Annotated in this window: 17 protein-coding genes; 10 read left to right on the top strand and 7 right to left on the bottom strand. The window is 73.1% G+C overall.

What is annotated here, in order from left to right:
• Positions 1 to 1,434, bottom strand: a 1,434-nt coding sequence (locus IG54_RS42280; RefSeq protein WP_234336412.1) for an AfsR/SARP family transcriptional regulator, incomplete at its 3' end; no start/stop codon positions are given.
• 169 nt (positions 1,435 to 1,603) lie between these two features.
• On the opposite strand from IG54_RS42280, the gene IG54_RS0131440 reads away from it, so the two are divergent.
• From IG54_RS0131440 to IG54_RS0131425, 4 genes are all read left to right on the top strand, one after another.
• Positions 1,604 to 2,479: a hypothetical protein gene (locus IG54_RS0131440; RefSeq protein ID WP_234336411.1), complete on the top strand. Its 876-nt coding sequence runs from the start codon at positions 1,604 to 1,606 to the stop codon at positions 2,477 to 2,479.
• Between the two features lie 97 nt (positions 2,480 to 2,576).
• A complete protein-coding gene (locus IG54_RS0131435) occupies positions 2,577 to 4,808 on the top strand; it encodes a protein kinase domain-containing protein (RefSeq protein WP_030792388.1) in 2,232 nt (743 codons plus the stop codon).
• Entirely contained in the window at positions 4,805 to 7,000 is a 2,196-nt protein-coding gene (locus IG54_RS39465) for a protein kinase domain-containing protein (RefSeq protein WP_158708960.1), read from the top strand. The genes IG54_RS0131435 and IG54_RS39465 overlap by 4 nt, the downstream gene beginning before the upstream one ends.
• 68 nt (positions 7,001 to 7,068) lie before the next feature.
• Positions 7,069 to 7,539: a MarR family winged helix-turn-helix transcriptional regulator gene (locus IG54_RS0131425; RefSeq protein WP_030792382.1), complete on the top strand. Its 471-nt coding sequence runs from the start codon at positions 7,069 to 7,071 to the stop codon at positions 7,537 to 7,539.
• A gap of 43 nt (positions 7,540 to 7,582) precedes the next feature.
• Here IG54_RS0131425 and IG54_RS0131420 read toward each other — a convergent pair whose 3' ends face one another.
• Positions 7,583 to 8,416 (bottom strand): MurR/RpiR family transcriptional regulator, encoded by an 834-nt coding sequence (locus IG54_RS0131420; RefSeq protein WP_030792378.1) that lies wholly within the window; start codon positions 8,414 to 8,416, stop codon positions 7,583 to 7,585.
• A 152-nt stretch (positions 8,417 to 8,568) separates the two neighbouring features.
• On the opposite strand from IG54_RS0131420, the gene IG54_RS0131415 reads away from it, so the two are divergent.
• Positions 8,569 to 8,991 carry a hypothetical protein gene (locus IG54_RS0131415; RefSeq protein WP_030792373.1) on the top strand — a complete coding sequence of 141 codons (423 nt, stop codon included), beginning with the start codon at positions 8,569 to 8,571 and terminating at the stop codon, positions 8,989 to 8,991.
• Between the two features lie 300 nt (positions 8,992 to 9,291).
• Here the strand turns inward: IG54_RS0131415 and IG54_RS0131410 are convergent, their stop codons facing one another.
• On the bottom strand, positions 9,292 to 10,683 hold the full coding sequence (locus tag IG54_RS0131410) for a cystathionine beta-synthase (RefSeq protein WP_030792370.1): 1,392 nt from the start codon (positions 10,681 to 10,683) through the stop codon (positions 9,292 to 9,294).
• Positions 10,684 to 10,872: 189 nt separating this feature from the next.
• On the opposite strand from IG54_RS0131410, the gene IG54_RS0131405 reads away from it, so the two are divergent.
• From IG54_RS0131405 to IG54_RS0131395, 3 genes are all read left to right on the top strand, one after another.
• Positions 10,873 to 11,904, top strand: a complete 1,032-nt coding sequence (locus IG54_RS0131405) for an SGNH/GDSL hydrolase family protein (protein ID WP_234336410.1) — start codon at positions 10,873 to 10,875, stop codon at positions 11,902 to 11,904.
• Positions 11,905 to 12,163: 259 nt separating this feature from the next.
• Positions 12,164 to 13,384, top strand: a complete 1,221-nt coding sequence (locus tag IG54_RS0131400; RefSeq protein ID WP_030792364.1) for an acetyl-CoA C-acetyltransferase — start codon at positions 12,164 to 12,166, stop codon at positions 13,382 to 13,384.
• Between the two features lie 271 nt (positions 13,385 to 13,655).
• Positions 13,656 to 14,504: a hypothetical protein gene (locus tag IG54_RS0131395; protein WP_030792361.1), complete on the top strand. Its 849-nt coding sequence runs from the start codon at positions 13,656 to 13,658 to the stop codon at positions 14,502 to 14,504.
• 43 nt (positions 14,505 to 14,547) lie between these two features.
• Here IG54_RS0131395 and IG54_RS0131390 read toward each other — a convergent pair whose 3' ends face one another.
• On the bottom strand, positions 14,548 to 14,829 hold the full coding sequence (locus tag IG54_RS0131390) for a hypothetical protein (RefSeq protein WP_037898090.1): 282 nt from the start codon (positions 14,827 to 14,829) through the stop codon (positions 14,548 to 14,550).
• A 132-nt stretch (positions 14,830 to 14,961) separates the two neighbouring features.
• Here IG54_RS0131390 and IG54_RS0131385 point away from each other — a divergent pair, with 132 nt between their 5' ends.
• The gene (locus IG54_RS0131385; protein WP_030792355.1) at positions 14,962 to 15,192 is read left to right on the top strand and encodes a DUF4287 domain-containing protein; all 231 of its coding nucleotides are present in this window, start codon (positions 14,962 to 14,964) and stop codon (positions 15,190 to 15,192) included.
• Between the two features lie 130 nt (positions 15,193 to 15,322).
• On the opposite strand, the gene IG54_RS0131380 is transcribed toward IG54_RS0131385, so the two are convergent.
• The 3 genes from IG54_RS0131380 to IG54_RS0131370 form a co-directional block, all read right to left on the bottom strand.
• Complete coding sequence (locus IG54_RS0131380) at positions 15,323 to 16,249, bottom strand: Bax inhibitor-1/YccA family protein (RefSeq protein WP_030792352.1); 927 nt, start codon at positions 16,247 to 16,249, stop codon at positions 15,323 to 15,325.
• A gap of 67 nt (positions 16,250 to 16,316) precedes the next feature.
• A complete protein-coding gene (locus IG54_RS0131375; protein ID WP_234336409.1) occupies positions 16,317 to 17,675 on the bottom strand; it encodes an MFS transporter in 1,359 nt (452 codons plus the stop codon).
• Positions 17,676 to 17,690: 15 nt separating this feature from the next.
• Positions 17,691 to 18,878, bottom strand: coding sequence for a 4-hydroxybenzoate 3-monooxygenase (locus IG54_RS0131370; RefSeq protein ID WP_030792345.1), 1,188 nt, complete (start codon positions 18,876 to 18,878; stop codon positions 17,691 to 17,693).
• A 150-nt stretch (positions 18,879 to 19,028) separates the two neighbouring features.
• On the opposite strand from IG54_RS0131370, the gene IG54_RS0131365 reads away from it, so the two are divergent.
• Complete coding sequence (locus tag IG54_RS0131365) at positions 19,029 to 20,654, top strand: IclR family transcriptional regulator domain-containing protein (RefSeq protein WP_037898085.1); 1,626 nt, start codon at positions 19,029 to 19,031, stop codon at positions 20,652 to 20,654.
• Positions 20,655 to 20,661: the final 7 nt, after the last annotated feature.

Raw genomic sequence — 20,661 nt, 5'->3', positions numbered from 1 at the left:
TGACAGTGGTGTGGGTGCGGGTGCCGTGCTGGGTGGCGTCTGTGCGGCGGTGGGGGCTGTGGGGCGGGGCGAGGACGGGGCGGCGGGGGTGGACAGGGAACTCTCGGGTGCCGGTGCCGGTGCCGTGCCGGGTGGCGCCTGTGCGGCTGCCGTGCCGGGTGGCGCCTGTGCGGCGGTGGGGCCTGCGGCACGGGGCGGGGACGGGACGGACGGGGAACTCTCGGATGCCGGTGGCGGGGCAGCTGCCACGGCAGGCGGCGCCTGCGCGGCAGTGGGGCCTGCGGCACGGGGCGAGGACGGGACGGACGGGGAACTCTCGGATGCCGGTGGCGGCGTGGGCGCCGATGCCGGCGCCGGGGCCGCTGCCACAGCGGGCGGCGCCTGCGCGGCGGCGGGTCCCGTGGCGCGGGGCGAGGACGCGGCGGGCGGGGAACTCTCGGATGCCGGTGCCGGGGCGGCTGCCACGGTGGACGGCGCCTGTACGGCGGTGGGGCCTGCGGCACGGGGCGAGGACGCGGCGGGCGGGGAACTCTCGGATGCCGGTGGCGGCGTGGGCGCAGATGCCGGCGCCGGGGCCGCTGCCCCGGCGGGCGGCGCCTGTGCGGTGGTGGGCCCCGTGGCGCGGGGCGAGGCCCGGCCGAGCAGCAGCAGGTCGTCCCGGCGCAGCACACCCTGGTGCACCCGGCACAGCTCCTCGCCGGGCTCCACTCCCAGTTCGCCGCGGAGCCGGTCCCGGGTCTCCTGGAAGACGACGAGCGCTTCGGCCTGCCGGCCGCTGCCGTACAGCGCGCGCATCCGCAGGGCGGCGAGTGGTTCGTCGTGCGGCTGCGCCGCGGGCGCGGCCAGCAGCCCGTCCAGGGCCTCCGCGTACCGCCCCAGGAGCAGCAGGCACTCCGCCCGCTCCTGGTGGAGGGTGCGCCACTGCCGGACGAGACGCCGGCGCTCGGCCTCGGCGAGTGGTCCTGGCAGTCCGGCCAGCGGCTCCCCGCGGAACAGGTCCAGTGCCCGCGTACAGCTGTCGAGCGCGGCGGTGAGGTCACCCGCGGCACCCGCGCCGCGCGCCACGGCGGACCGCCGGGCCAACTCCCCGATATCCGTGCGGACTTCGTCCAGTACGAAGCGGTAGCCGCCGCGCTCACCGCGGATCACGGAGTCGGCGGGGCCGGTGCCGGGCGCGTCCAGCGCCTTGCGCAGGGGGTAGACGTAGCTGGGCAGGACCCGGCGGCCCGTGCCGGGGGGTTCAAGTCCCCATACGTCGTCCAGGAGTTGCTGATGGGTGACGAGTGCTTCGGTACGCAGGACCAGTGCGGCCAGCACCGCCTGGCGCCGCACGGGCCCCAGGTCGAGAGGCACCTCGCCGCGGTGGGCGCGGACGGGGCCGAGCAGGGCGAGGCCCCCCGCCGCGCCCCCCGCACCCATCCCATCCGTACGCACCCCGAACTCCCCCCGTGATCCACGCAGTTCCCCGCAGCTCCCTGCGGTTCCCCGTTTCCCCTGCGGCACCCGAATCCTCTGCTTCAGCAGAATTTCATCGGCATTGCAGTGTCTCGCGAGAGGGTTCGGCGCGTCGTGTCCGGTCCCGGTCAAGGAAGCGAGCTGTGCCGTGAGTGAGAACCCGCAGGTGGACCCCCGGCAGGGCTTCGGCGCGAGCCACCAGGGACACCAGGGGCCCCAGGGCCCCGGCCAGGCGCCGCCCCCGATGCCCGGCCAGGCGCCCCCGCCCGTCCCCCCGCATGCGCCAAACGCACCTTCGGCCTGGTCACAGCCCGTCCCACCGGGCAACCCCGGCGGCCCCGGCGACTCGGGCCCGCCCGGCGGCCGGCGCGCCTGGCTGATCGGTGGCGCCGCGGCACTCGCGGTGGCCGTGATCGTCGGCGTGGTCGTCCTCTCCACGGGGGACGACGACAAGGGGGACACCGCGGCGAGCAAGCCCCCGAGCGCACCGGGCGGCGCCGCCAAGCCCAAGGCGCCCTCGGTGGGCAAGTCGTTCACCAAGGTGCCCAAGGGGTGCCAACTGATCAAGGCGTCGACCATCGAGAAGATCGCACCCGGAGGCAACAAGTGCACGCCCGGCCTGATGGACGAGAAGGACCTGGCCACGATGATCACCAGAATGCCGAGGTGGGAGCCCAATGACTACGGCGGCCCCTACCAGAGCCTGAGCGTGAGCCTCACGGTCGGCGCGAGCGTCAAGGGCCAGTACGACCTCAAGAAGAAGACCGCTCTCAGCGACCTCAACGGCCTGCGCAAGGTGGAGGGATCCAAGCCGGTCAGCGGACTCGGTGAGGAGGCCGTCGTCGTCAGCACCATCGACGCCCAGGACGGGTCACTGGCCGTGAGCGAGGTGGTCGTCCGTGAGGGCAACGCCGCGCTCGCCGTGGACTTCACCTACAGCCAGGAATCCTCCGACACCACCCGGAAACAGGCCGAGGACGCCGCCGTCGCAGCCGCCCGCGACGTGCTCGCCTCGATGAGCTGACCGCCGCGACGACGACGTGCACACACATCCTTATGAAGGCGACGGCCCCACGGCCGCGCAGCCCACGCAAACCGCCGTGCAGCCGACGCAAACCGCCATGCAGCCCACCCAAACCGCCGTACAGCCCACGCACACCACGCTGCCGCGCCCGCCGGGCCAGGCCCCCGGGCAGCAGAGTCCCGCCCGCATCGGCCCCTACGAGGTCTTCCAGCTCCTCGGCGAGGGCGGCATGGGCAGGGTCTTCCTCGCCAGGTCGCCGGGGTCGCGGCTGGTCGCCCTGAAGGTGATCCGGCCCGAGTACGCCGAGGCGCCGAACTTCCGCGGGCGGTTCCGGCGCGAGGCCGAGTCCGCGCGCCGCGTCAGCGGCTTCTTCACCCCGCCGGTGCTCGATGCGGACGCGGACGCCCCGCAGCCCTGGCTGGCCACGGCCTACGTCCCCGCGCCCTCGCTGCACGACGTCGTACGCGGCTTCGGCGTGCTGCCCGAGACCGGTCTGCGGGCCCTCGGCACCGGCCTCGCGGAGGCGCTGCTTGCCATCCATGACGCCGGTATCGTCCACCGCGACCTCAAGCCCGGCAACGTACTCATCGCCGAGGACGGGCCCCGCGTCATCGACTTCGGCATCAGCAGCGCGGTGGACGCCACCCAGGTGACCCGGACGGGCGCCGTGGTGGGAACACCCGGGTTCATGGCGCCCGAGCAGATCATGTCGAGCCGCGAGGCCGGGCCCTCGGCCGACATCTTCTCCCTGGGCTGCGTCCTGGCCTTCGCGGCGACCGGGCAGGGCCCCTTCGGCTCCGGCGGGACGGCCGAGATCCTCTACCGGGCCGTCCACCACCCGCCCCGACTGGACGGCGTACCCACGGCGTTGCGGCCGCTGATCAGCGCTTGCCTGGACAAGGAGCCCGCCCGCAGGCCGTCCGCCGCGTCGGTCCTGGCCGGGCTGGGGAGCGCCGACCCGGCCGCGCTGCTCACGGACGGCCTGCGCGAGGACCTGGCGCGACGGGAGGCGCACGCCGCCGTCCTGGTGTCCGCGCCGCCCGTGCCCATGGTGTCCCTCGCGCCGCACGCCGACCCGTCCGCCACCGGCGCCCCGAACGGGCCGAGCCGGCGCAGGTTCCTGTGGATCGCCGCGGCCGGTACGACCGTCGCGGCGGGCGGCGGGGCCGCGGCGCTGGCCAAGTGGCGCTCGGAGCCCGACAAGACCCCCGCCCGGGGAGGCGGCGGCGGAGCGGGCACCACCGGCCGGCCCGAGCCCGAGGTCCCCGCCGGTCCGAAGCCGCGGTGGTCGGTGCCGTTGAAGAAGCTGGAGGGCGCCCGACTCCAGCTGCTCGGCGACACGTTGGTGCACTGGGAACAGAGACGCGCGATCGCCTACGACCCCGCGACCGGCAAGCAACGCTGGACGGGCTCGCTGCGCCTGCCCTCCGACGTGTCGAGCGACCCGAAGTGGCTCGGCGTGCGCGGCTCGACGCTGTTCGCCGCGGCCTGGAGCGGCGAGCAAGGCTATCTGTCCGGCGTCGACGCGGCGGGCAAGCAGAAGTTCACCCACGCGGTCACCAAGACGCGGGCCGGCGCCTCGTCCGCCGACTTCGTCGACGACATCCTGTCCGCCGACGGGTCGGTCGCGGTCGTCGGCACCAGCGGCCACAAGGGTTACGGGGTGCTCGCGGTCGACCTCGGCTCGGGCGAGGTGCTGTGGTCGCGCCCGATCAACGGCAGCGATTTCCAGGCGTACGCCGCCGGGGGCCTCTGCTTCCTCCAGGACAACGGCACCCTCCGCGGCCTCGGCCTGCGTTCGGGCGCCGAGCGCTGGAAGGTCCGGGACGTCGTCAAGCCGGGCGCCTATCCGCACCTGGCCACCGACGGCAAGACCCTGCTCGTCACCAGTACGAAGGCGCAGGCCTTCCGCGCCACCGACGGCAAGAAGCTGTGGACCGCCGTCAACGAGACGACCACCATCAGCGCGGCCAGGGTGCACGGCGAGCGGGCCTACCTCTACGACGGTCCGGGCACCGCGTTCGCCCTGGACATGCGCGGCGGTAAGCAGGTGTGGCACACCGCGAGCCCGGTGCGCCTGACGACCCCGGGCGGCGCGAAGTCCGAGGGGCCCACCGTCTCCTCGTCCGTGGTGGCCATCGCCACCTGGGCCACCGGTGACGCCCCGGGGTTCGTCGTCCTGCGCGCCTCCGACGGCAAGCCGCTCTGGGCGCACCAGCCCGAGCGGAAGACCGGCGGCAAGAGCGACTGGCTGCTTCAGATCTCCGGCAGCACCCTCTTCGCCGCGTCCGAGACCACCCTCCACGCCTTCCGGAGCGACAAGCCGTGACCACGCCGCCCACGCCACCCATGCCGCCGTCCACACCGACGCCGTCCGCGCCCCCGCGAGCCGCCTCCCCCGCGCCCCCCGCCTCCTACATCGGCCCCTACCGGGTGATCCGGGAACTCGGCGCGGGCGGCATGGGCCGCGTCCACCTCGCCGCGTCGCGCAGCGGCCGTGCGGTGGCCGTCAAGGTCGTACGTCCCGAGCTGGCCGCCGATCCCGACTTCCGCCGCCGCTTCAGGGCCGAGGTCGACGCGGCCCGCGCGGTCTCCGGCGCCTTCACCGCGCCGGTCGTGGACGCCGACCCCGATGCTCAGCAGCCGTGGCTGGCCACCGCGTACATCCCCGGCCCCTCCCTCACGGACGCCCTGGACGCCCACGGGCCCATGCCCGAGCCCACCCTGCGCGTACTGGGCGGCGGTCTTGCCGAGGCGCTGGCCGCGATCCACCGCGCCGGGCTCATCCACCGCGACCTGAAGCCGTCCAACATCCTGCTCACCCTCGACGGCCCCCGGGTCATCGACTTCGGCATCAGCCGGGCCGTCGACGGGACGATCCTCACCGCCGAGGGCCAGGTCGCGGGCTCGCCCGGCTTCATGTCGCCCGAGCAGTCGAGGGGCGGCGAACTCACGCCCGCGAGCGACGTGTTCGCCTTCGGCGCGGTCCTCGCCTTCGCCGCCACCGCCGTGCCGCCCTTCGGCACCGGCGCGGCGCACGCCCTGCTGTACCGGGCGGCGTACGAGGAGCCGCAGCTGAACGGCGTCCCCCAGGGCCTGCTCGGCATCGTCTCCGCGTGCCTCGACAAGGACCCCGCCCGCCGCCCCACCGTCGACCAACTACAGGCGTGGCTGCGCCCGGAGACCACCGCGGGCTGGCTCGGCGCGGTCGAACTCCAGGTGACCGAGGACCAGCGCACCCTGCAAGGCGCGCTGCGCACCCCGCTGCTCAGCCGGCGCCGGCTGCTGACCGGCGGCGCCGCGCTCGCCGTGACGGCGGCGGCGGGCGGCACCGCCTGGTACCTGCTCTCGCGCGACGGGAACGGCGCGGACAAGGCCGCGGCCCCCGAACTCGACTGGACCAAGGAACTCCCGCGGCCCGGCATGGCCCTCCAGGCGGTGACCCGGTCCACGCTGCTGTGCACCGAGAAGGCCTCCGGTGCCTGCTTCGACCGGGACACCGGCAAGCTCCTGTGGAAGGACCTCGGCGGCCAGAACACCGACGCCCTCCCTGAGGACAAGCGCGTCTACACGGTACGTACCGACGGCCAGGTGCACGCCTTCGACGGCCGGTCCGGCAAGGAGCTGTGGGACACGTCCCCGCCCGGGGACAGCGCCCCCGAGCTGAACTTCACGGACGGCGAGCTGGTCATGATCACAAGTGGCGGGCGCTTCCACGCCCTGGAGGCGTCGAGCGGCGACGTGCGGTGGACCTCGCGCGACGAGAAGGACGTCAGCATGATCATCGGCGCCACCCCGGCGGGCGCGATGCTCGCCTGGTCGGGCGCGTCGAAGGACAGACCGGGCGCGATGCTCAGGGGCTACTCCGCCCTCGACCGCAAGACGGGCGAGCGCCTCTGGTCGAAGGACCTCGTCACCCTCGACCCACCGGGCAAGGGGAAGGTGCTCTACGGCCTCGACGCCGAGATGAAGCTGCTCGCCGTCGACCCCGACGACGGCAGGACACTCTGGAGCGAGCCCACCGAACTCCCGCCCACGAACAGCGAGATCCTCGGCTGGACACGGTCCCTGAGCCTGCTGGAGGGCACCCTGTTCTGCTACCCGAACACCAACTTCGGCGGCTCGACCCGAGGCCTGCTCGCCGCCTTCGACCCCAAGTCGGGCAGGACCCTGTGGTCGGTGGAGACCGCCGCCCGCGGCGAGCGCGGCTACGCGCGCTCCGGTGCGACCGTCTGCTACCTGGACAAGAAGGTCCTGTACGGGCTCGACGCCGAGACCGGCGCGAAACGCTGGACGGCCGGGGCGGGCCTGGCCGACCTCGCCTTCCTCGGCGCCCTGCGCGGACTCTTCCTGGCCTCGGGCAGGAAGGGCCTGTACGCCTTCCACGCCGACACCGGCAAACAGGTGTGGCACTACCGGGCCACCGGCGGCTCCGGCCACTGGTCGACGAACGTATCCGGCGACCACCTGTACGCGACGTGGTCCGGCAAGCTCTTCCGCTTCTCGGTGCCGAAGGGGTAGGAGGTTCTCGGCGCCGAAGGGATAAGACGCTTGATCTCAACCGCACTTGAGGTCATACGGTCCTCTCCATGACGACGAACCAGCAGATCACCGACGCCCAACTCGCCGCGCAGCCCGCCGCCTACGTGACCGGTCTCGCCTACGAGGCGCTCATCGCGTACACCCGGGCCAAGCAGGCCGAGAAGGGTTACACCCAGCCCCAGTTCTGGCTGCTGCGCAACCTGTCCAAGAACGACATCTCTCCCGATGGCGAGGGGGTGACCCTCGCCGAGCTGCGGGCCGCCATGGCCTCCTACATACGGCCCGAGGACGACCTGGCGGCCGAGGCCGAGGTGCTGATCGGGCGTGGCTGGCTGACCCGGGACGCCGAGGACCGGCTGTGGCTCACCGAGGAGGGGGAGCAGGCCCGCGTCGAACTCAGGCGCAACGCTCCCGCGATCCGCGCCGCCCTCCACGAGGGCATCGACGACGCGGACTACGTCACCACGGTGAAGGTGCTCCAGCAGATGATCCGCAACGCGGGGGGCACGGCCGCCTGACCGGCCGGGGAGCGCTCGGGCCCACCGGGCCCCCGCCTGCGGCTCACTCCACGAAGAGGCCGCGCGCCGCCGCCCCCGCGTCGAACTCCTCCAGGCGTGCCTGCGCCTCGGGGAGGGCGTCGCACATGGACTCGAGGAGGGCACGGCCGAGGAGCATCGGGGCGCAGGCCGTGTCGAAGGCCAGGCCCGTGCCGACCGCCGCCGGGAGCAGGACGTGGGAGTACGCGGCCACCGGCGCGAACGGCGAGTCCGCCACCGTGATCACCGTCAGGCCCGCCTCCCGCGCGTGGGCCAGCGCGTCCACGACCTCCCGGGGGTGGCGCGGGAGCGCGAAGCAGAGGAGGGCCGTGGCGCCGGCGCGGACCGCCGCGTCGACGCGGTCGGTCAGCATCGTGCCGCCCTCGTCGAGGAGGCGTACGTCGGGGTGGACCTTCGCGGCGAAGTACGAGAAGCCGTACGCCTGGGCGGCGGCGGCCCGCAGACCGAGGACGGGCAGCGGGTGGGAGGCGGCGAGGAGGCGGCCCGCGCGCTCCACCTTGCCCGGGTCCGCGAGGGCCTGCGCCAAGTGCCGCAGGTTCTCGATCTCCGCCTCGACGGCCTGCTGATATTCGTTGAGGACGTCCTCGACGGCCGCCTCGGCGGGCGCGACCTCCCGCAGGTGCTTGCGCAGCGCGGGATAGCCGTCGAAGCCGAGCGCCACCGCGAAGCGGGTGACCGAGGGCTGGCTGACCCCGGCCAGCTCGGCCAGCTCGACGCTGGAGAGGAAGGGGACGTCCGCCGCCCGCCGCACCATGCAGTGCGCGATGCGGCGCTGCGTGGGCGTGAGCCGGTGCCCCTCGAAGAGCGCTTGCAGCCGCGCCGCAGGACTGTCACTCATACCGTTCCCCTCACCGCGCCCGTTCCCCCGACACCCTATTCAGTCGGCGAGAACCCTGCATGACGTTATACAGCGATGGGGGCTGGGACCCGGGCGGAAAGGGGGGATACCCCTACCGCGGGGGAGGCTCCGGCGCCGTAACGTAGACCGGTATGGAAGCCCGTGACGCCGAACTCAAGGCCGATCTCAAGAAGGAACTCGACGCCACTCTGCACGCCCGCAGAGACCTCGGCGAAGAGTACGACTCCGCTCTGGTCGACTCGTTCCTCGGGAAGATCGAGCAGCGTCTGGACGGCACGGTCGACCGCCGTATGCGCCGTCATCTGGCCGAGCAGCAGATGGCCGCCGCCCGCGGCGCCCGTTCGCCCGGCAACCCCCTCGACTCGTGGAGCGAGCGGTTCGGCTTCGGCGTGATCTCGCTGATCCTCGCGGTCCCGCTCTCCGCGATCGGCGCGGTCAACGGCGGCCTGACCGGCCTCCTCGTCACCTGGGCGGGCATCTTCGGCGTGAACGCGGTGCACGCGACGCGCGGCACCCGCCGCGACAAGGGCCGCACCTCGGAGTGGGACGACTGAGCACTGCCGGCCTCCGCCACCGCCGGCGTCGTCGCGAGGACCGCCGCACCCCCGGGTCACCCAGGGGGCGGGACGACGGCGGTCCCCGCGAGGGACGTGGGCGGGTCAGGGCCGGGCCACGTCCCGGCGTCCGTGGAGGTCCGGGAGCCGCTCCGGAGTTCCTGACGCCGACAACCACCAAGGTGCCGCAGCAGTGTTAAGCGGGTGCTGCGCGAACGTGTCGCACGCGTACCACTTCCACGAAGTCCGCCCGACGGCCCCCGACGGCCCCCGACGCACCCCGCCTCAACTGCCCCGGCTCTACTGCCCCTGCTGCTCCGCGAGGAACGCGAGCAGGTCCTGACGGCTGACAACACCCGTGGGCTTGCCCTCGACCAGGACGATCGCCGCGTCCGCGCCGCCGAGCACCGACATCAGATCGCCCACCGGCTCACCGGAGCCGACCTGCGGCAGCGGGTCCGACATGTGCTTCTCCAGCGGGTCGGAGAGCGAGGCGCGCTGCGTGAAGAGCGCGTCGAGCAGTTCCCGCTCCACGACCGAGCCGATGACCTCGGCGGCCATCACGTCGGGGTGGCCCGCGCCCGGCTTCACGATCGGCATCTGCGAGACGCCGTACTCGCGCAGCACCTCGATGGCCTCGCCCACCGTCTCCTCGGGGTGCATGTGCACCAGCGAGGGCAGCGCGCCGCCCTCCTTGCGGCGCAGCACGTCACCGACGCGCGGCGCGTCACCGGCCTGCTCCAGGAAGCCGTAGTCGTTCATCCACTCGTCGCTGAAGATCTTGCTCATGTAGCCGCGCCCGGAGTCGGGCAGGAGGACGACCACGACGTCGTCGGGGCCGAGCCGCTCCGCGACCCGCAGCGCCGCGACGACCGCCATGCCGCAGGAGCCGCCGACCAGCAGCCCCTCCTCCTTGGCCAGGCGCCGCGTCATCTGGAAGGAGTCCTTGTCGGACACGGCGATGATCTCGTCGGTGACGTTGCGGTCGTACGCCGTCGGCCAGAAGTCCTCGCCGACGCCCTCGACGAGGTAGGGGCGCCCGGAGCCGCCCGAGTACACGGAGCCCTCGGGGTCGGCGCCGACGACCTTCACCCGGCCCTCGGAGACCTCCTTCAGGTATCCGCCGGTCCCGGAGATGGTCCCGCCGGTCCCGATGCCCGTCACGAAGTGGGTGATCTTCCCCTCCGTCTGCTCCCACAGCTCGGGGCCGGTCGAGTGGTAGTGGGAGAGCGGGTTGTTCGGGTTGCTGTACTGGTCGGGCTTCCAGGCGCCGGGCGTCTCGCGTACGAGGCGGTCGGAGACGTTGTAGTACGAGTCCGGGTGCTCGGGGTCGACGGCGGTCGGGCAGACCACGACATCGGCGCCGTACGCGCGCAGTACGTTGATCTTGTCGAGGGACACCTTGTCCGGGCAGACGAAGATGCACTTGTAGCCCTTCTGCTGGGCCACGATGGCGAGCCCGACCCCGGTGTTGCCGGACGTCGGCTCGACGATCGTCCCGCCGGGCTTCAGCTCCCCGCTCTGCTCGGCCGCCTCGATCATGCGCAGGGCGATGCGGTCCTTCACGGATCCGCCGGGGTTGAAGTACTCGACCTTGGCCAGGACGGTCGCCTGGATGCCCTCGGTCACGTTGTTGAGTTTCACCAGCGGGGTGTTGCCGACGAGACTGATCATCGAGTCGTGGAATTGCACCGTTGTCTCCGGGCTGCGATGTAGTGCGACGAATAACGAATGGGTGCGGTCAGCCTAAAGGGGTGCGGTCGGGCCGGGGGTCCATCTCATCCGTTCACCTCCCGTTGCGATTGGCCGACCGTGCTTACGGGGCAATGAGTGGATGTACGGCTGTACGGCGATTCGGCTACGAGGAGGTGGCTGCGGGGCATGTCGAGGGCGAGGGTGGCACGGCGGATCGCCGCGGGCGCGGCGTACGGCGGCGGCGGCATCGGGCTCATCGGGGCCGCGACGGTCGGCGTGGTGCTCGCCGAGGTGCAGCTGGCGAAGCGGTCCGTGGGCGGCGGCCACGCGGTGCCACCGCGGTGCGACGGCCGCTACGGCAGGGCGTACGCCGAGGACGCCGGCCAGGACTCCGGCCGCCCCGACTGCTCCGAACCGGTGCTGTTCGCGATGCTGGGCGACTCGACGGCCGCGGGGCAGGGCGTGCACCGGGCCGGGCAGACCCCGGGGGCGCTGCTCGCCGCCGGGCTCGCCGCGGTCGCGGAGCGGCCCGTCGACCTGCGGAACGTGGCGCTGCCGGGCGCCCAGTCGGACGACCTGGACCGGCAGGTGACGCTGATCCTCTCGGACCCCGCCTGGGTGCCGGACGTCTGCGTGATCATGATCGGGGCGAACGACGTGACGCACCGGATGCCGCCGACGCGATCGGTGCGGCACCTCTCGGCGGCGGTGCGGCGGCTGCGGACGGCCGGGGCGGAGGTGGTCGTCGGCACGTGCCCCGATCTCGGCACGGTGGAGAACGTCTACCAGCCGCTGCGGTGGCTGGCCCGCCGGGTCTCGCGGCAGCTGGCCGCGGCGCAGACGATCGGCGTGGTCGAGCAGGGCGGGCGGACGGTGTCGCTGGGTGATCTGCTGGGCCCCGAGTTCGCGGCGAACCCGCGGGAGCTGTTCGGTCCCGACAACTACCACCCCTCGGCGGAGGGGTACGCGACGGCGGCCATGGCGGTGCTCCCCACGCTCTGCGCGGCGCTCGGGCTGTGGCCCGAGGAGGAGCGGCCGGACATCTCGCGGCGCGAGGGCTTCCTGCCGGTGGCGCGGGCCGCGGCGCAGGCCGCGGCGGAGGGCGGTACGGAGGTCACCGCGGCGATGCCGGTGGGCCCCCGGGGGCCGTGGGCACTCCTCAAGCGCCGTCGCCGGCGCCGCATCCACGCCCCGGAGCCGTCACCGCTTCCCCACTGACCTACGGGCGGCGCCCCCTCGATCGCCGGGCCAGGAACGCCCCCCAGGGGCGCGGGGAACTGCGCGACCAGCCACAACGCACCCGCACCGGAAAACCCACCCCCGTACGCCCAGGGCCCCGCCGGCCTGAGCAACCGCTTAGAAATGCGTCCCGCGTCACAGTGCGCACCCCGTGACCGGCAGCACTACGTGCAGGTAACTTCCCAGGGAGTCCGCCCAGCCGCCGCCCTGCCCAGGGCGCCCCCGCCAGGAGATCCTGATGCCCGAAGCCGTGATCGTCTCTGCCGCCCGTACCCCGATCGGCCGCGCCTTCAAGGGCTCGCTGAAGGATCTGCGCCCGGACGACCTGACCGCCACGATCATCGAGGCCGCCCTCGCCAAGGTCCCCGAGCTGGACCCGAAGGACATCGACGACCTGATGCTCGGCTGCGGTCTGCCCGGTGGCGAGCAGGGCCACAACCTCGGCCGCATCGTGGCCGTGCAGCTGGGCATGGACCACCTCCCCGGCTGTACCGTCACCCGTTACTGCTCCTCCTCCCTCCAGACCTCCCGCATGGCCCTGCACGCCATCAAGGCCGGCGAGGGCGACGTCTTCATCTCCGCCGGCGTCGAGATGGTGTCCCGGAGCGTGAAGGGCACCAGCGACGGCCTTCCCGACACCCACAACCCCCTCTTCGCCGACGCCGAGGCCCGCACCGCGGCCCGCGCCGAGCAGACCGGCACGGACTGGCACGACCCGCGCGAGGACGGCCTGATCCCGGACGCGTACATCGCGATGGGCCAGACCGCGGAGAACCTCGCCCGCGCCAAGGGCGTCACCCGCGAGGACATGGACGAGTTCGGCGTCCGCTCGCAGAACCTCGCCGAGGAAGCCATCAAGAACGGCTTCTGGGAGCGCGAGATCACCCCCGTGACGACCCCTGACGGCACGGTCGTCAGCAAGGACGACGGCCCGCGCGCCGGTGTCACGTACGAGGGCGTCCAGGGCCTCAAGCCCGTCTTCCGCCCCGACGGCATGGTCACCGCCGGCAACTGCTGCCCCCTGAACGACGGCGCCGCCGCCCTCGTGATCATGAGCGACACCAAGGCCCGCCAGCTGGGCCTGACCCCGCTCGCCCGCATCGTCTCCACTGGCGTCACCGGCCTCTCCCCCGAGATCATGGGCCTCGGCCCGGTCGAGGCCTCCAAGCAGGCGCTGCGGCGCGCGGGGCTGACCATCGACGACATCGACCTCGTCGAGATCAACGAGGCCTTCGCCGCCCAGGTGATCCCCTCCTACCGCGACCTGAACATCCCGCTGGAGAAGCTGAACGTCAACGGCGGCGCCATCGCCGTCGGCCACCCCTTCGGCATGACGGGCGCCCGCATCACCGGCACGCTCATCAACTCCCTCCAGTTCCACGACAAGCAGTTCGGCCTGGAGACCATGTGCGTCGGCGGCGGCCAGGGCATGGCGATGGTCATCGAGCGCCTCAGCTAAGGCTGAATCCGCTGACGCGTGAGTCGAATTCGGCGACGCAGAGTTCGCGGGACTGACGCTCAGTTTCTGCATCTTTTCGTGACCCAATCTCCCCCAGGATGTGACCTATCTCCTGGGGGAGATGCATATGCCCAGCTCAGAGCAGATCTGGCCAGGTACACCAGGCCAAAAGACCTGTCCACTTAGTGACGTTATGCACTGACAGGTGGATCGTGCAGGCTTCAAGCTGATGTAGGAAGTCGGGGGTCGACTTGAAACCGGGAGTACGTCAGTGAGCGCCTTGCCTCTTGCCTTGCTGCTCTCCACGGCCGCTGCCACGGCCGTGGGCGCCGCCGCCCTGCACGCACTACACGGCCTTCGGAAGCAGCTCGCCGAGATCACGGCACTGCGGACCGAGCTGGCCGAAAGCCGTGCCGCCGCCGACCGCCCGCACCCGACGGTGCCGGGCGCCCGTAGCGCCGTGGACACCGACGAGATACGCGCAGCGGTCGCCGAGGCGCTCGCCGAGGAGCGGGAGCGGGAACTGGCCGAGGCGCGCGCCTTCTGGGCCGCCCAGGAGGCCCGTGAGGGCTCGGACGCGCCCTCCCTGCTGCACGGGCTGCCCGGCATTCCCGATGGATTCGCCGACGAGCTGTTCCTGCCGCGCCAGGCCGACTTCGCGGGCCTTGAGGCGGACAGCCTGGAGCCGGTGATCGAGCCCTTCGCCGACCCCGCCGCCGACGAGAGCGCCGCGGACTCCCCCGAGCTGGCCGCGGCCCGCCGCCGCCACCCCTCGCACCCGGACTTCGTGCCGGTGCAGTCGCCCGCGTCGGAGGCGTACGGCGACCACGAGCGCACGGTGGCCTGCCTTGAGGAGCTGGCCGACGCCCGCACCGCCCTCGCCGACGTCCGCCCCGGCCCGCTGGGCACCCTCGACGTGTACGTCTTCGCGGACGGCACCACGCTGTGCATGACCCCGGGCCACCGCGAGACCGCGGAGCTGCTCGCCGAAGCGCTGCGCGCGGGGCACGCGCCGGTCCTGCTCGGCGGCTCCGGCATCTCCGGCGCGTACGCCCTGACCTTCGAGTGCGGCGCCGAGAACGTCTACATCCTCGCCGACCGCGTCATCGCGTCGGTCTGACCCCCTCGGTCCGACCCGGGCCCCGGCTTCGGGGCCCCGGGCGTCAGACCCCGGCCCGCTTCTGCGCCTGCGCCACCAACTCCAGCGCCCGCGCCAGTTCCTCGGGATCCTCCAGTACGAGGGCCAGATCTCGGCCGGCGACGGTGATCTGGTCGGCGGCGGCGAACATCCCCGCGTCCGGCATCTCGCGCGGTGGGGTGCCCGGCTCCTCGATGGCCTGCGCGCGCACCGCCAACTCCCTGGCCAGAGCGAGCGCTTCGGTCGCGGCCCCGCGTTGCAGCCGGCTCTGTGGCGCGGCCCGCAGGCGGTCGGCGAAATGGTCCACTGCGGCTGTCAAAGGCGTCGTATCGAGCACCCCGCGACCTTATGCGCCTTTCCGGGACTGTTGCCAACGCCCGCACGCTCAGGCACGGTGGCGGGAAGGACGGAACACATCGCGACGCGTCCGGAGGCGCCGATGTCCCAAGTCTTCTCCGAGGAGACCCACCGCAACCTGCTCGCCCGAATCCCCCACTGCACCGGTCGTGAAGTCTCCGACTGGTTGCGCGCCGTGGAGGAAGGCCCCTCTCTCTTCCGCTTCGAGGAGAAGGTCAGCTGGCTCCGAGCCGAACACAACCTCGCGTACGGCCACGCGAAAGCGATCATCCACGAGTACGACCTGCGGCGGGCCGCCCGCAAGTTCCTCTGACCCCCCACCCCCGACACAGACGCGAACACACCCCCGACAGGACTTCACCCCCCGACACGACGAAGGGCCCGCGGACCGGTTCCGGTCCGCGGGCCCTTGCCGTAACGGTTCAGCCGTCGAGCGACCCGCGTCAGTCGTTCCCCTGGAGGATCGCGATCAGGCGCAGGAACTCGAGGTAGATCCAGACGAGCGTCATCGTCAGACCGAACGCCGCGAGCCAGGCCTCTTCCTTCGGCGCGCCGTACGCGATGCCGTCCTCGACCTGCTTGAAGTCCAGGGCGAGGAAGCAGGCGCCGAGCAGGATGCCGACGATGCCGAAGACGATGCCGAGACCGCCGCTGCGGAAGCCGAGGCCGTCGCCGCCGCCGAAGACCATGAACAGGAGGTTCACGGCGGTCAGCAGCAGGAAGCCCATGGCCGCGGCCATCACGAAGCCGTAGAAGCGGCGGTTGACGCGGATCCAGCCCGCCTTGTACGCCACGAGGACACCGACGAAGACCGCCATCGTGCCGAGCACGGCCTGCATGGCCGCCCCGTCCGCGATGCGGTTGTCGACGACGCTGGAGATGACGCCGAGGAAGACGCCCTCCAGCGCGGCGTACGTCAGGATCAGCGCGGGCGAGGCCTTGCGCTTGAACGACTGGACGAGGCCGAGCACCATCGCGACGAGACCGGCGCCGATGGCGATGCCGTACGACTTGCCGATGCTGGCGTCGTCCACCGGCAGCAGCGCCCAGGCGAGCGCCGCCGTGACCAGCAGCGTGCCGAGCGTGGTGGCGGTGCGCATGACGACGTCGTCCATCGTCATACGGCCGGTCGTGCTTACGGGCGCCTGGGGGGCGCCGTGCTGCACGTCCTGCTGGGCGTACGGATTGGTGGCGTACGGGTTACCCGCGGGGGCCTGCTGGCCGCCGTACGGATTGCCCTGCGCGTACGGGTTGCCCTGGGTCTGGGTCGCGGCTGCGGGTCCCCCGGCCTGCGGCTGCCCGCCGAAGCCGGCGTAGCCGTTGTCGCGGCTGAACCCCCGTCGCGAGAAGACCGGGTTGCTGCTCCTCATTTCACTCCTCCATGGCCACCGTGCGTGGCTTTGCCCTCAAGAGTAATGCGTAGGCAAAAGGATGGACCTAGTGCTTGGGGAGGATCTTTCCCTCTCTGTGACCGAGAACGCCCGGGACGGCCCCTACTGTTCCCGGATCGGAACCGTTCCCCCGCACGAGTGGCACCAGCGAGATCGCGGCGGCACCGAGGACGGCGGCGGCCGCGAAGGTCGTGAAGCCGAGCGAGGCGTTGCCGCCCGCGACCACCGCGCCGCCCAGCCACGGCCCGACGACCGCGCCGGTGCGGCCGACGCCGGCGACCCAGCCGAGCCCCGTGGCGCGCTCCGCGGGACCGTAGACCGAGGATGTGGCCGCGTACACCATGACCTGCGCGGAGAAGAGCCAGACGCCGGTGACGAAGACGACGGCGTAGGCGATGGGGAGCGGCAGCTGGGCCTTGAGCAGGAAGGCGCCGCACGCGGTGAGCACGAACCAGATCGCGGAGACCCTGACGGCTCCGAAGCGGTCGGCGGTGCGCCCGGCGACGAGCATGCCCACGATGCCGCCCGCGTTGATCACCAGCAGGAAGGTGACGGAGGAGGAGAGGGAGTAGCCGGAGGCGCGCATCAGCTCGGGGAGCCAGGTGGAGACGCCGTAGACGAGGAGGAGCCCGGCGAAGGAGGCGAGCCACAGCAGCGGGGTGGCCAGGCGGCGGCCCGGTGCGAAGAGCGAGGCGACGGCGGCGAAGCGGCCCTTCGCCCCGGCCTCGGGGGCTTCGGCCGGGCTCGGGGGCGGCAGACGGTAGCGGGCGGCGACCGCCTCGGCCTCGCGCACGCGTCCCTTGGCGAGCAGTACGCCGGGCGACTCGGGCAGCCAGGTGACGACGAGCGGGACGGCGACGAGCGCGGGGATGACGCCCGTCCAGAAGACGACGCGCCAGCCGTGGTCGGGACCGAGCAAGAGTCCGAGGCCCGTCGCCGCCATGCCGCCCGCGTGGTACGAGGTCATCATCAGGCCGGTGGCGAGCGCTGCCCTGCGCGGTGGTGCGAACTCGGCGACGATCGCGAGGCCGATCGGCATCAGCCCGCCGAGCCCGAGCCCGGAGACGAAGCGTCCCGCGCCGAACAAGGCGGCGCCCGGCGCGAGCGCGCACAGCGCGGAGCCCAGCGAGAAGAGAATGACGCTGCCCGTCACCATGGGCTTGCGCCCCGCCCAGTCGGTGAGGGTGCCGCAGCCGAGGGCGCCGATCAGCATGCCGAAGGTGGTCCAGGAGCCGATGGTCCCGGCGGTCGACGTGCTGAAGCCGAAGCCCTCGTCGTCGAGGAGGTGCGGCATGACGGCGCCGTAGATGTTGACGTCCATGCCGTCGAAGAAGACGACGAGCCAGCACAGGGCGAGGACGGGGGCGACGGAGCGGAAGGTGCGTTCGGGGGCGGGAGGGGTCACGTGCTGCCTCTCTTCCTACTGCGGCTCGTCGAAGGGGAAACCGGTGTAGCCCTCGGCCAGGTCGGTCTCGGCGGAGCGCGCCGTGGTGATCCGGTCGAGCCCGGCGAGCTGGATGCGGTCGTCGAAGGGGGTGGCGCCGGGGGCGCGGTGCAGCAGGGTCGTCATCGCGTACGAGAAGCGCTCGGCCTGCCAGACGCGGCGCAGGCACGTCTCGGAGTACGCGTCCAGGCCGCTCGGGTCGCCCTTCTCGCGCAGCAGGACCAGGGCGCGGGCGAGCGTGACGACGTCGCCGACCGCGAGGTTGAGGCCCTTCGCGCCGGTGGGCGGGACGATGTGCGCGGCGTCCCCGGCGAGGAGGAGCCGGCCGTGGCGCATGGGCTCGTGGACGTAGCTGCGCATGGGGGTGACGGACTTGGCGGTGACGGGGCCGCGGCGCAAGGTCCAGGTGAGGTCGTCGGTCTCCAGGCGGCGGTCCAGCTCGTCCCAGATCTCCTCGTCGGTCCAGTCGTCGGCGTCCGTGCCCTCGGGAACCTGGAGGTACGCGCGCGTGACACTCGGCGAGCGCATGGACAGGAGGGCGAAGCCGCGCTCGTGGCAGGCGTAGACCAGCTCGTCGTGGGAGGGCGGCACGTCGGCGAGGATGCCGAGCCAGCCGTAGGGGTACGTGCGTTCGAAGACCCGGGAGAGTTCCGGGGGCACCGCCGTGCGGGCCACGCCCCAGAAGCCGTCGCAGCCCACTACGTAGTCGCACTCCAGGATGTCCTCGCGGCCCTGGTAGCGGTAGCGGACCAGAGGGCTCCCGCTCTCGGCGTCCGCCACGGCCAGCGCCTCGGCCTCGAAGAGGAGCGGGCCGCCCGTCGCGAGCCGCAGGGCGATGAGGTCCTTGCAGACCTCGGTCTGGGCGTAGACGGTGACGGACTTCCCGCCGGTCAGCGCGGGGAGGTCGACTCGGTGCCTACGGCGGTCGAAGCGCAGTTCGATGCCGTCGTGGCGGAGGCCCTCGCGGTCCATGCGGGCCCCGGCGCCCGCCGCGCGCAGCACGTCGGCGGTGCCCTGTTCCAGGATCCCGGCGCGCTGGCGGCGCTCCACGTAGGCGCGGTCGCGGCTCTCCAGGACGACGGAGTCGATGCCCGCCTCGTCCAGGAGGCGGGCGAGGAGCAGCCCGGCCGGCCCCGCCCCGATGATCCCGACGGTGGTTCGCATCCCTCGCCCCTCAGCTTGTTCGCCTGGTGAACTTTCGTTCATAATGCGCTGACGGGAGTCTCGGGCCGCGCCTGGCGGGTGTCAACGGTCGTGCGGAGCCCGGTTCCGCGAGGGGCCACCCGATCCCGCGAGACATGAGGAGCGGCCGCCATGCCGGAAGAGTCCGTACGCCCCCTGGAGCGCGGGCTGGCCGTCCTGCGGGCCCTCGCCGCGGCGGAGCCGGGCCAACTGCGGGCCGGTGACCTCGTACGGGCCACGGGCCTGGCCCGCTCCACGGTGGACCGGGTCGTGGCGACCCTGGGCCGCCTCGGCTACGTACGCGCGCGGGGGCCGCAGCTCCACCTCGCGCCGCGCCTCATGGAGCTGGGCAACGCCTACCTCGCCGCGAGCGGCCTGACCGGCGAGGTGGCCGCGCGCACCGCCCGGCTCGCGGACGAGCTGGACGAGTCGGTGTCGCTCGCGGTGCCCGACGGCGACGGAGTGCGCTTCGTGACGCAGGCGGCGCGGCGGCGCGCGATGTCGGTGGCGTTCCGCATCGGGGACCTGCTGCCGCCCGAGCGCTGCGCCCCCGGGGCGCTCTTCGCGGCCGCCTGGGGCGAGGAGGAGTGGACCGCCTGGCACGCGCGCGTGGCGGCCGTCCCCGCGCACGAGGCCTACCCCGCGCTCCCACCGGGCCCCGCCCCCACGGCCACCCCCGACCTCCACGCGCGCGTGGACCGCGCGAGGGAGACCGGCTGGGCCCTGGACGACCAGCTGATCGAACCGGGCCTGATCGCGGTGGCGGTCCCGGTGCGCGATACCGCCGGCCGGGTCCGGTACGCCCTGTCGGCGGTGAGCCACACCAGCCGGTACACGGCGCGGGCCCTGGCGGAGGCGATGCTGCCGCGGCTGCGGGCGGAGGCGGCGCGGCTGGAGGGCCTGTCCGAGCCCGAGCCGGAACCGGAAGCGGGGCCAGGGCCGGGAGTGCCGGTGGCCGTCGAGGAGGAGCCGGGTCCCGGCTTCCTCCAGTCCCTGGCCCGCGGACTGGCCGTGCTGCGCGCCCTCGGCGCGGCCCGCGGCGAAGGGCTGCCGCTCACCGCGCTCGCCGCAGCCACGGGGCTGCCGAGGGCCACCGCGCGGCGCTGCCTGCACACGCTGGAGCAGGCGGGGTACGCGGCCCACGACGGACGCCTCTTCCGCCCGCTCCCCCGCGTCCTGGAACTCGGCCACGCCGCCCTCTCCCGGCTCACCTTCGCCGAACTGGCCGAACCGCACCTGCGCGAGCTGGCCGACCGGGTGCACCAGTCGGCGTCCGTGACGGTGCTGGACGGCACGGACATCCGGTACGTCGCGCGGGCGGCCACGGTCCGCGTGATGAGCGTCCGCATCACGGTGGGCACCCGCTTTCCCGCGTACGCCACCGCGATGGGCCGGGTGCTGCTCGCCGGGCTCCCCCGGCAGGAGCGTGAGCGCCTCCTGAAGGCCGCGCCGCCCCGCGCCCTCACCCCGCGCACCCTGACGGACCCCGTCGAGCTGGCCCGCGTCCTCGACCGCGCCGCCGCCGACGGCCACGCCACCGCCGATCAGGAGCTGGAGGACGGCCTGCGCTCGGTGGCCCTACCGGTGCGGGACGCGGCGGGCCAGGTGGTCGCCGCCCTGAACATCGCCCAGCACGCGGGCACCGGCCCGCTCTCCCGGACCCGGGACGCCCTGCTCCCCGCGCTGCGCGCCACGGCGGCCGCGATCGAGACGGACCTGCACACGGCGGCCCGCTTCAACGAAGTACGGATGACGTAGACGGGGT

The sequence above is a fragment of the Streptomyces sp. NRRL S-920 genome (assembly GCF_000717945.1).
GTDB lineage: Bacteria > Actinomycetota > Actinomycetes > Streptomycetales > Streptomycetaceae > Streptomyces > Streptomyces alboniger.
The sequence above is the reverse complement of the archived record's forward strand: the minus strand, read 5'-3'. Positions and strand labels throughout refer to the sequence as shown.

Coding starts and splice junctions, on each gene's coding strand:
- IG54_RS0131385 (WP_030792355.1), top strand. CDS start 14,962: ATGTCCCAAGTCTTCTCCGAGGAGACCCACCGCAACCTGCTCGCCCGA.
- IG54_RS0131415 (WP_030792373.1), top strand. CDS start 8,569: ATGGAAGCCCGTGACGCCGAACTCAAGGCCGATCTCAAGAAGGAACTC.
- IG54_RS0131370 (WP_030792345.1), bottom strand. CDS start 18,878: ATGCGAACCACCGTCGGGATCATCGGGGCGGGGCCGGCCGGGCTGCTC.
- IG54_RS0131435 (WP_030792388.1), top strand. CDS start 2,577: ATGCAGCCCACCCAAACCGCCGTACAGCCCACGCACACCACGCTGCCG.
- IG54_RS0131380 (WP_030792352.1), bottom strand. CDS start 16,249: ATGAGGAGCAGCAACCCGGTCTTCTCGCGACGGGGGTTCAGCCGCGAC.
- IG54_RS0131365 (WP_037898085.1), top strand. CDS start 19,029: ATGCCGGAAGAGTCCGTACGCCCCCTGGAGCGCGGGCTGGCCGTCCTG.
- IG54_RS0131405 (WP_234336410.1), top strand. CDS start 10,873: ATGTCGAGGGCGAGGGTGGCACGGCGGATCGCCGCGGGCGCGGCGTAC.
- IG54_RS0131400 (WP_030792364.1), top strand. CDS start 12,164: ATGCCCGAAGCCGTGATCGTCTCTGCCGCCCGTACCCCGATCGGCCGC.
- IG54_RS0131420 (WP_030792378.1), bottom strand. CDS start 8,416: ATGAGTGACAGTCCTGCGGCGCGGCTGCAAGCGCTCTTCGAGGGGCAC.
- IG54_RS0131425 (WP_030792382.1), top strand. CDS start 7,069: ATGACGACGAACCAGCAGATCACCGACGCCCAACTCGCCGCGCAGCCC.